This window comes from Microbacterium sp. 13-71-7, assembly GCF_002257455.1.
Classification (GTDB): domain Bacteria; phylum Actinomycetota; class Actinomycetes; order Actinomycetales; family Microbacteriaceae; genus Microbacterium.
The window spans coordinates 1-9300 of sequence record NZ_NCKN01000166.1 but is presented as its reverse complement, the minus strand read 5'-3'; the positions used below and the strand labels follow the sequence as shown (position 1 = coordinate 9300).

Below are 9300 nucleotides of genomic sequence, written 5' to 3'. Positions count from 1 at the left end.
TGGAACGAGCGCAGCCTCGGCCTCGCGATCCAGGCCACCGCGCGCGCGGATGCCGACGTCAAGGGCGCGGCGCGCGACCCGATCTTCGCGCTCGAGCGCATGATCACGGTCATCGCGACCCGCGCACCCTACGGCGAGTCCCTCCGCTGACGCCTGCGCGGGCCGGCTCCCGGCCCGGATGCGGGGCGACTCCTCAGCGGCGGCCCGCGCCTCGAACGGGATCAGCCTCGATGGGGGGAGTGGGGCGTGGAGGCGTCGCGGGGGACCGCCGCGGAACGAGGAAGGCCCGCTCCCAGAGGGAACGGGCCTTCGTCAGAGTCGGATCCGGCTCAGAGAGCGGAGACCTGCTTCGCGATCGACGACTTGCGGTTCGCGGCCTGGTTCGAGTGGATGACACCCTTGCTGACGGCCTTGTCGAGCTTCTTCGACGCCGTCTTCAGCGCGGCCTCGGCGGCGGCCTTGTCGCCACCGGCGATGGCCTTGCGGGTGTTGCGGACGGCGGTCTTCAGCTCGCTCTTGACGGCCTTGTTGCGCTCGTGCGCCTTCTCATTGGTCTTGTTGCGCTTGATCTGCGACTTGATGTTCGCCACGGATGGAACCTTCGTTCGAGTGATGGATGGTCATGCCGGCCTGGCGGTAGAGGGGCGCCTCCGGCAGCGTGCAGGGGTGGGACCTGGCACGCAAGCCAATCACCGATCTTATCAGGGATCCGACCTGATGCCGAACCGGCGGATCCGGCCCCGGCGGGTTCGGCATCATCGTGGGACGCGGTCTCGTTCCTCATGACACGGCGTCGCGTCCGGAGCGAGGCATCGGTGTAGGGTGTGCACGCTGGCGAAGGACCCGAAGGAGTCGTCCATGCCCGAATCCGTCACCGCTGACGTGCCTGCACTCGAGCGTGCGCTGCTGCGCCGGCTGCGCTTCTCCGCCGCGACGGCGGCCTTCCAGATCGAGGGGGCGAGAGCCGAGGACGGACGCGGCAGATCCATCTGGGACGACTTCGTCGAGACGCCGGGCCTCGTGCGCGACGGCAGCACGGCGGAGCCCGGTCCGGACAGCTACCACCGCTCCGGCGAGGACGTCGCGCTGCTGGCGCGGCTCGGCGTCGACGAGTACCGTTTCTCGCTGTCCTGGGTGCGCGTGCTCCCCGACGGGCGCCCGAGCCCCCAGGGACTCGCCTATTACGACCGGCTCGTCGATCGCCTGCTCGACGCCGGGATCGCCCCGACCCCGACGCTGTACCACTGGGATCTGCCCTCCGCGCTGGAGGAGGCCGGCGGCTGGCTGAACCGCTCGACCGCGGAGCGGTTCGCGCAGTACACCGAGGTGGTCGCCGATGCCCTGGGCGATCGGGTGCGGCAGTGGTACACGATCAACGAACCGGTCTCCACGACGCTGCAGGGCTACGCGATCGGCGAACTGGCGCCGGGCCGCGAGCTGCTCTTCGACGCGCTGCCGACCGTGCACCACCAGCTGCTCGCGCACGGGTACGCGGCGCGGATCCTGCACGCGCGCGGCGCCACCAGCGTCGGGATCGTGAACAACCACACGCAGGTGCTGCCCGCGTCCGACTCCGAGGCCGACCAGCAGGCGGCTTACCTCTACGACCTCATCCACAACAGGATGTACGCGGATCCTGTTCTGCTCGGTCGCTATCCCGATCTGGAGCCGCTCGGCGTCGCGCTGCCGGTGCAGGACGGCGACCTCGCGCTGATCGGCACGCCCTGCGAGCTGTACGGCGTGAACTACTACAACCCGACCACGGTCGCGGCGTCGCCGGGGCCGATCCCCTTCGAGGTCGTGCCGAGGCCCGACGCGCCGGTCACCGGATTCGGTCCGCTGTGGCCGATCGTGCCGGGGGCGCTGAGCGCGTTCCTCATCGACGCGAAGGAGCGCTACGGCGCCGCGCTGCCGCCGGTGGTGATCGCGGAGAACGGCGCGTCCTTCCCCGAGCCCGACCGCGTGGACGCGCCGATCGAAGACGCCGCGCGGATCTCCTATCTGCACAACCACATCGCCGCGGTGCTCGCGGCGATGCGCGCCGGGGTGCGCGTCGACGCGTACACGGTGTGGTCGCTGCTCGACAACTTCGAATGGGCGGACGGGTACACGCAGAGGTTCGGGCTCGTGCACGTCGACATGGCGACGGGGCGGCGCACCCCGAAGGCCTCCTACGCCTGGTATCGCGCGCTGATCGAGGAGGCACGCTCGTGACCGAACACTCCGGCACCCCCGGCCCGAGCGCGGCGAAGAGGGTCGGCCCGCTCTGGATGACGCTGTTCACCCTCGCCTGGCTCGCGATCTGGACCGTCCAGCTCACGCCGATCCAGCTCCTGCTGCCGCTGCAGCTCGATACGGGCGCCCCGGGCGAGAACTGGATCGCCGGCGTCGTGTGGGCCGGCGTCGTGCTGTCCGTGGGCGGGCTCGTCGGCATCATCGCCGCACCCGTTTCCGGCCGCCGGTCCGACCGCACCCGCTCGCGATGGGGCCGTCGGAGGCCGTGGGCGATCGGCGGATCCCTGCTCGCGGCGGTCGGACTCGTGGTCACGGGCCTGGTGGCGGGCCCCTTCGCGGTCGGCGCCGCCTGGATCGTCGTCTCGGTCGGAGTATCGGTCGCCTCGGCGGCGCTCACCGCGATGATCGCGGATCAGCTGACCACCCAGCGCGGCGCGGCCTCCGCCGCGGCGAGCTCGGCGCAGGCCGTCGGCATCGTCGTCGGCGTGGGGGCCGTCGTGCTGATCGGGCTCACCGTGGAGCAGTCGTACTACCTGCTCGCCGCGATCATCGCGGTGGTCGGATCCGGCACCGCGCTGCTGCTGCCGGACGCACCGGCGCACGAGCTGGCCCTTCCTGCTCCGCGCACCGGCTCCCGCACGGCGTCGTGGCGCGACCGCGACTTCCTGTGGCTGCTGATCAGCCGCTTCGTGGTGAACATCGGCAACGCCTTCGGCACCTCGCTGCTGCTGTTCTTCCTGCTCTACGGCGTCCGCGTCCCCGGGGCCGCGGCCCAGGACGACCTGCTCATCCTGATCGTGATCTACACGGTCTTCGTCGTGATCGCCTCGATCGTCGCCGGCATCCTCTCCGATCGCCCCTCGGCGAGCCCGCTGCGCCGTCGCCGCACCATCACCGCGGTCTCCGCGGTCGTGCAGGCCGTCTCCGGAGTGGTGATCCTGATCAGTCCCTCCTTCGAGATGACCGCGGTCGCCGCCGGGATCATGGGCGCCGGCTATGGCGCGTACATGGCGGTGAGCCTGGCCTTCGCGACGGATCTGCTGAAGGATCCGGACGACCACGCCCGCGACCTCGGACTCGTCAACGTCTCCGCGCAGCTCGGGCAGCTGCTCGGCCCGCTGCTCGGCGCGGGCCTCGTCGCGCTGGTCGGCGGGTTCTGGCTGCTGTTCGCCGCCGCGGCCGTGCTCTCGGTCGTGGGGGCGGCGATGACCTACGCGGTCAGGGTTGCGTCTCCAGCGTCGCCAGTGCCAGCTGCAGTACCGCGTTGAACACCCGGGGGCGCATCGCGGTCACGAGGTGCGTCGTGCGCGGCACGATGATGAACTCCGCCTCCGGGGCGAGCCGGCGGTACAGCGTCTCGTGCGTGCGCAGCTGGTCGAACTGCCCGTTGACGAACCACGTCGGCACCGCGATCCGGGGAACGGCGGAGACGAGGTCCAGTTCGGCGAGCGAGCGCAGCGCCTCGTCCTGCGCCGACATCGCGTAGCCGCCCGCGCCGAAGTCCTCGCGCGTCGAGGCGGGGAGCGTCGCGTCCAGCACCTGCCGGCTCAGCCACAGTCCGCGATCCGGCATCGCGTTCAACGCGCCGGCCAGCATCCGATAGGCGGCGAGTCCTGCGCCGCGGGGGAGCGCGGTGCAGGAGGCGCCGATGAAGCCGGCGATCGGCGGCGCGGGATCCGCACCGGCGTACGCGGTCGACAGCAGCCCGCCCATCGAGTGTCCGACCAGCAGCACGGGCCCTTCCGCGTCCCGGACCGCGGCGTCGATCGTGCGCATCGCCTCGGCGAGCGAGAACGGCTCCTCCCTGCGCGTGCCGTGGCCCGGCAGGTCGACGGAGACCGCGGGGTTGCCGCGCTCGGCGAGGAACTCCTCCTGCGCGCGCCACATCGTGGCGGAGGTGCGGATCCCGTGCACGAGCACGACCGAGACCGGCGGGACCGAGTCGGGGGAGCGGCGCATGCGCGTCAGTCTAGGCGCGCACGGCGGACATGGACGACGAAGCGGGGCCGGTGGCGAACCACCGACCCCGCTCCGCTGTCGCAGGTGCTTACTTCTCCCAGCCCACGTTCTCCACCGGCTGCACGCCGTAGAGGTCGAGACCGACGTAGGTCTCGGGGGTCAGGTTGGCGAGGCCCTTCTTGACGGCCATGATCTCGGGACCGTTGTAGAGCGGGATGACACCCCAGGTCTCCTTGATGATCTCCGGCTCGAGCTTCATCGCCGCAGCGGTCCACGCCTCAGCCGTGGTCTGCGACTCGACGTCGCTCTTGATCTTGTCGTCGATCGCCTTGGTGCTGGTGCCGGACAGGTTCAGCTGGCTGTCCGAGCAGTACATCTGGCAGAACCAGGCCGGACCGAACGGGTCCGAGTCCGTGAAGCGCAGGCTCACGGCGTCCCAGTTCTTGGTGGTCAGGTCGGTCGAGAAGTTCGCGGACGGGCGCGTCTCGATCTTCAGGTCGATGCCGACCGCCTTCTCCTGCTGCTGCAGCGCCTTGGCGAGTGCGGCCTGGACGGGGCTGTCGCTGAAGACGGGGTACGTGACGGACAGCTTGACGCCGTCCTTCTCGCGGATGCCGTCCGAACCGGCCTTCCAGCCGGCGTCGTCGAGCAGCTTCTTGGCCGCGGCGACGTCGAACTTCAGGCCGGCGGCCTTGAAGGTGTCCTCATAGCCCTTCTGGAAGGAGTAGAGGGTCAGCGAGCCGGCGGTCGGCTCGGTGTAGTTCAGGCCGTTCCAGGCGATCTTCTTCTGCTGGTCGATGTCGATCGCCGAGAAGAAGGCCTGACGCACCTTCGGGTCCTTCAGCTGCGGCTTGTCGCCGTCGAGCATGACGATCGTCTTCGCCGTCTGCTGCGCGCGACGGATCACGGTGTCCTTGACGCCCTGGACCTGCTTGACGGCGTCGGCGGAGCCGGTCTCGACCTGGTCGAGCTCGCCGTTCTTGTACGCGTTCAGCGACGCGGCCCGGTCCATTCCGGAGAAGGTGACCTTGTCGAGCATGGGCTTGTCGCCCCACCACTTCTCGTTCGGCTCGAAGGTGACCTTCTGGCCGTTCACGTCGTAGTTGGTGAGCTTGTACGGGCCGGCGCCCCACTCGGGGTGCGCGTTGCCGTTGAACGCGTCGTTGTAGAGCTCGGGCGTGTTCACCTTGGGGTGCAGGATGCCCGTGAGGAACGGCATGGCGGGCCAGGCGAACTCGCGGTTGAACGTCACGATGACGTCCTTGTCGGTCGCGCCCTTGGTGACGGACTCGATGTCCTTGTAGCCGTCGGTCGCGTTGGCCTTGAAGTCGGGGTTGGACCCGTTGTTGTCCTTCCAGGTGGTCTCGAACGCGGTCCAGTCGATCGGGGTGCCGTCGTTCCAGACCGCCTTGTCGTTCACCTTGATGGTGACGACGGTCTTGCCGTCCTTGGCCGAGGTGTCCCACTTGTCGATGTAGGCGGGGTTCGCCTTGACGGTGCCGTCCGGATCCATGAGGAACACCTGCGGCATGTACCACGCCGCGAGGCGCGAGGTGTCGGCGGACGCGTCGCCGCTGAAGGAGTTCATCTGCGGCGGGACCTCGGCGGTCCAGAAGTGCGCCTCGCCACCCTGCTTGAGGTTCTCACGCGGCTGCGGGTTGTAGTCCGCGGTCTTGGTCGTGGAGGGCTTGTCGGCGTTACCGCTGCCCGTGTTGCTGCTCGCCGAGCAACCGCTGATGGCGATCGCCAGCGCGCCGCCGAGGGCGACGACGCCCCACAGCTTGTGCTGCTTCTTCATGGTTCTCCTTCTATTGCCTTTCGGCTCTTTGGGGACAGACACAGTTAACCGGCATGAACCAGATTTGCCGGAGGCGGCTCGAGACCGTTATTGATTCGATGTCAACGGAAGTGGCACGCGTTGGCGTGCGCATCGGATCCCTCGAGGGCCGGAGCCTCGGTCTCGCAGCGCGACTGCTGCTCCGGCGGGAGCATCTTGTACAGCGGGCAGCGCGAGGTGAACGAGCAGCCGTCACGGCGATCCGTGGGGCTCGGCAGGTCTCCCTGCAGCACGATCCGCTCGCGCGTGCGCTCGATGTCGGGATCCGGTACGGGGATGGCCGACAGCAGCGCCTGCGTGTAGGGGTGCTGGGGGTTGTCGAAGATCGCGTCCACGTCGCCGTGCTCGACGAACTCGCCGAGGTACATGACGCCGACGCGGTCGGCGATGTGCCGCACCACGGAGAGGTCGTGCGCGACGAAGAGGTACGACAGGCCCAGCTTGACCTTGAGCTCGTCGAGCAGGTTGATCACGCCGGCCTGGATCGACACGTCGAGCGCCGACACCGGCTCGTCCAGGACCACGATCTTCGGGTTGGTCGCGAGCGCGCGGGCGATGCCGATGCGCTGGCGCTGGCCTCCGGAGAAGGCGCCGGGGAACCGGCTCGCATGCGCCGGGTCGAGACCCACGAGATCCATGAGCTCGTCCACTCGCGCGTCGGCCTCCGCGCGCGGCACGCCGATCGCGCGCAGCGGCTCCGCGATGACGTCCGCCACGGTGAGACGCGGGTCGAGCGCGCCCATCGGGTCCTGGAACACGATCTGCAGGTCGCGACGCACGGCGCGCTCCGCCTTGCCGCCGTGCAGCGTCGAGACGGGTGTGCCGGCGATCGTGATCTCGCCGTCGGTCTGCGTGACGAGATCCATGATCTGCAGCAGGGTCGTGGTCTTTCCGCAGCCGGACTCGCCGACGATGGCCATCGTCTCGCCCTCGCGGATGTCGAAGGTGAGGCCCTTGACCGCGTGCACCTCGCCGACCTTGCGCTTCAGGAAGGCGCCCTTGGTCAGCGGGAACGTCTTCTGCATGTTCCGGACGTCGAGCGTGACGGGGCGCTCCGCGCGGGGCACGCGATCCAGCGCGCTCGTCGGGAGCTCCGGCACGGGATACACCGGCGCTCCGCCGATCATCCCGGCCTCGATCTCGTCCGCGCGCACGCAGGCGACCAAGTGCGCGCCGCCCTCGGCCGTCGCGATCGGGCGCAGTTCGGGCTCACGGACGCGGCACGCCTCGGTCGCGATCGGGCACCGCGCCACGAACGGGCATTCGTCGGGCAGGTTCACGAGCAGGGGCGGGTTGCCCTTGATCGGCACCAGCGGCGTCTTCTCCGCCTTGTCCACGCGGGGGATCGCCCCCAGGAGGCCGATCGAGTACGGCATCCGGGTCTCGTGGAACAGCTCGCGCACGGGCGCCTGCTCGACGGGCTTGCCGGCGTACATCACCAGCACGTCGTCCGCGGTCTTCGCGACCACGCCCATGTCGTGCGTGATCATGATGACCGCGGCGCCGGTCTCGCGCTGCGCGGTGGCGATGAGATCGAGGATCTGCGCCTGGATCGTCACGTCGAGCGCCGTGGTGGGCTCGTCCGCGATGATCAGCTTCGGATTGTTCGCCATCGCGATCGCGATGACGACGCGCTGGCGCATGCCGCCGGAGAACTCGTGCGGGAACGACTTCAGCCGCCGCTCCGGGGTCGGGATGCCGACCATGCGGAGCAGCTCGATGGCGCGCGCGGTCGCATCCGCATGCGACATGCTGCGGTGCACCGTGAGCGCCTCGATGAGCTGATCGCCGATCGTGTAGACGGGGGTGAGGGAGGTCAGCGGATCCTGGAAGATCATCGCGATCCCGTTGCCGCGCAGCGCGGACAGCTCCTTGTCGCCCTTGCCGACGAGCTCGGTGCCGTCGAACATGATCGAGCCGGAGACCTTGGCGTTGTCGTCGAGCAGCCCCATGATCGCGAGCGAGGTGACGGACTTGCCGGAGCCGGACTCGCCCACGATGCTGAGCGTGCGACCGGGTTCGAGGTCGAAGGAGACGCCGCGGACGGCGTCGACGCGGCCGGCCTCGGAGGCGAAGCTGACGTGCAGATCGCGGACGGAGAGAAGAGGAGCGGTCATGCGCGGCCTCCCGCCGCAGAGGTGGGATCGAGCGCGTCGCGCAGGCCGTCGGCGATGAGTGCCATCGAGACGGTGAGCAGGGTCAGCGCGAGCGCAGGGAAGTAGAAGGTCCACGGGGCGCTGGAGAGCGAGTTCGCGCCGATGCCGATGAGGGATCCGAGCGAGACGTCGGGGATCTTCACGCCGAAGCCGATGAAGGACAGGCCCGTCTCGGTGATGACGGCGCCGACGACGCCGAGCGTGAAGTTGATCACCAGCAGCGAGCCGATGTTCGGCAGCAGGTGGCGGAGCACGATCCGCATGCCCGGCACGCCCATGTAGCGCGCGGCGTGCACGTACTCGCGCTCGCGCAGCGAGAGCGCCATGGTCCAGATGACCCGCGCGGGGAAGAACCAGCTGATGAAGATCATCGCCGCCGAGATCACGCGCCAGTCGCCGCCTGCGTTGGAGGACACCAGGGCGAGGATCAGGAACGTCGGCACGACCATGAGGAAGTGGATGATCAGGAGGATGATGCGCTCGGTCGTGCCGCCGAAGTAGGCGGCGGCGGTGCCGACGATCGCGGAGATCACCGTGGTGCCGATCGAGACCGTGAGCGCGATCATGAGCGAGCGCTGCAGACCGACCGCGGTCTGTGCGAACAGATCGCCGCCGTCGGCGGCGGTGCCGAACCAGTGGGTGCCGTCCGGCGGGGTGCCGAGCGCCAGGAAGTCGAGCTCGCTGAAGCTGAACTGGGCGATGAGCGGTCCCACGACGGCGAACAGCACCAGGAAGGCGAAGACGAACACGCCCCCGACCGCGGGGCGGTTGCGCACGAAGCGGCGGTAGTAGAGCCGGAAGGTGCCGATGCGCTTGCGCGGGATGCGCGCGGCTGTGGTGTCGGGCCCGACAGGGGGCTGGATGGTTGCGGAAGTCATGTCAGCTCACCCTCACTCGCGGATCCAGGACCACCACGGCGACGTCGGCGAGGATCGCGCCGATCGCGGTGAGCACGGCGGTGAAGGCGGCGATGGCCACCACTCCGTGCACGTCGTTCGTGCCGATGGTCTGCACGAAGTACCGGCCCATGCCGTTCCACGCGACGATCGTCTCGGTCAGCACGGCGCCGGTGAAGACGGTCGGGATGCTGAACGCCAGCTGCGTCGCGACCGG

At 69.4% G+C, this 9300-nt stretch carries 8 protein-coding genes and 1 pseudogene; 3 read left to right on the top strand and 6 right to left on the bottom strand.

Features of this window, described 5'->3' with window-relative positions:
* Positions 1 to 150, top strand: a pseudogene (locus B7X32_RS14835) (DNA polymerase III subunit delta); the annotation flags it as partial.
* A gap of 179 nt (positions 151 to 329) precedes the next feature.
* Here B7X32_RS14835 and rpsT read toward each other — a convergent pair.
* Positions 330 to 590 carry a 30S ribosomal protein S20 gene (rpsT, locus tag B7X32_RS14830; RefSeq protein ID WP_045270507.1) on the bottom strand — a complete coding sequence of 87 codons (261 nt, stop codon included), beginning with the start codon at positions 588 to 590 and terminating at the stop codon, positions 330 to 332.
* Positions 591 to 858: 268 nt separating this feature from the next.
* Here rpsT and B7X32_RS14825 point away from each other — a divergent pair, with 268 nt between their 5' ends.
* Positions 859 to 2214 carry a GH1 family beta-glucosidase gene (locus B7X32_RS14825; protein ID WP_292721166.1) on the top strand — a complete coding sequence of 452 codons (1356 nt, stop codon included), beginning with the start codon at positions 859 to 861 and terminating at the stop codon, positions 2212 to 2214.
* Positions 2211 to 3503: an MFS transporter gene (locus B7X32_RS14820; RefSeq protein WP_292721163.1), complete on the top strand. Its 1293-nt coding sequence runs from the start codon at positions 2211 to 2213 to the stop codon at positions 3501 to 3503. The genes B7X32_RS14825 and B7X32_RS14820 overlap by 4 nt, the downstream gene beginning before the upstream one ends.
* Here B7X32_RS14820 and B7X32_RS14815 read toward each other — a convergent pair.
* The 5 genes from B7X32_RS14815 to B7X32_RS14795 form a co-directional block, all read right to left on the bottom strand.
* Positions 3454 to 4194, bottom strand: a complete 741-nt coding sequence (locus B7X32_RS14815; RefSeq protein WP_292721160.1) for an alpha/beta hydrolase — start codon at positions 4192 to 4194, stop codon at positions 3454 to 3456. The two genes, B7X32_RS14820 and B7X32_RS14815, sit on opposite strands and share 50 nt — an antisense overlap.
* A gap of 88 nt (positions 4195 to 4282) precedes the next feature.
* Complete coding sequence (locus B7X32_RS14810) at positions 4283 to 5992, bottom strand: ABC transporter family substrate-binding protein (RefSeq protein WP_292721157.1); 1710 nt, start codon at positions 5990 to 5992, stop codon at positions 4283 to 4285.
* A 101-nt stretch (positions 5993 to 6093) separates the two neighbouring features.
* Complete coding sequence (locus B7X32_RS14805) at positions 6094 to 8148, bottom strand: ABC transporter ATP-binding protein (protein ID WP_292721155.1); 2055 nt, start codon at positions 8146 to 8148, stop codon at positions 6094 to 6096.
* Positions 8145 to 9065 carry an ABC transporter permease gene (locus B7X32_RS14800; protein WP_292721152.1) on the bottom strand — a complete coding sequence of 307 codons (921 nt, stop codon included), beginning with the start codon at positions 9063 to 9065 and terminating at the stop codon, positions 8145 to 8147. Before B7X32_RS14800 ends, B7X32_RS14805 begins: the two co-directional genes overlap by 4 nt.
* Before the next feature lies 1 nt (position 9066).
* A partial coding sequence (locus B7X32_RS14795; protein ID WP_292721150.1) for an ABC transporter permease subunit occupies positions 9067 to 9300 on the bottom strand: 234 nt, incomplete at its 5' end.